Raw genomic sequence first — 757 nt, 5'->3', positions numbered from 1 at the left:
CTGTGTGATCTCGCCTGACAAGAACCTGTATCACTGCTTCGGCTGCGGCGCAGCGGGATCGGTGCTGGACTGGTTGATGAAAACCGAATATCTGGACTTCCTGAGTGGGCTGCTGCGGCTAAAAGAGCTGGCGGGGCTGTCGCCGTTTACTGTCGCTGCAGTGAAGGCCGTAGCCCCTTCTCCTGCTTCGCCGCCTGTGGTGCGTCCCAAACTGGCCGATCTGGATGATGATGGCCAGGCGCTGCTTAACCAGGTGATCGACTTCTATCATCAGCAGTTGCTGGCGTCCCCGGAGGCGCAAGAATGGCTGGCCAGCCGCGGGCTGGATCACCCTGAACTGGTGAGCCACTTCCGGCTGGGGTTCGCGGGTAATCACGGTATCGGCGGCAGTGCCGGGGTGTTGCCCTCGAAAAACAGCAAAGACGGTCAGCGGCTGCGGGAACGGCTGGCGCAGGTAGGGATCTTGCGCGAGGCTACGCGTCAGGATCACTTCCGGGGCTGCGTGGTAATGCCGGTGATCGGCTGGGCGGAGTCGGCGAACGTTGCCAGCCGTGGCCGGGTGCTGCAACTGTATGGCCGTCGCACCCAACCGGATTACAAGATCATCAAGGGTAATCCCAAACACCTGTATCTACCGTCGCCGCTGGTCGGGGTGTGGAATGAACCGGCGCTGAAAGCCTCCCCGGAAGTGATCCTGTGCGAAGCGCTGATCGACGCCATGACCTTCTGGTGTGCCGGGTTCCGCAACGTGATCGCC

Annotated in this window: 1 protein-coding gene; it reads left to right on the top strand. The window is 61.8% G+C overall.

The window, feature by feature from the left end; genetic code table 11:
• A partial coding sequence (locus tag AC2A1E_RS24225; RefSeq protein WP_484385878.1) for a CHC2 zinc finger domain-containing protein occupies positions 1 to 757 on the top strand: 757 nt, incomplete at both ends.

This window comes from Serratia sp. HNCC26DJ206 (assembly GCF_057180605.1).
Note: the sequence above shows the minus strand (reverse complement) of the source record. Positions and strands in the feature narration are given on the sequence as shown.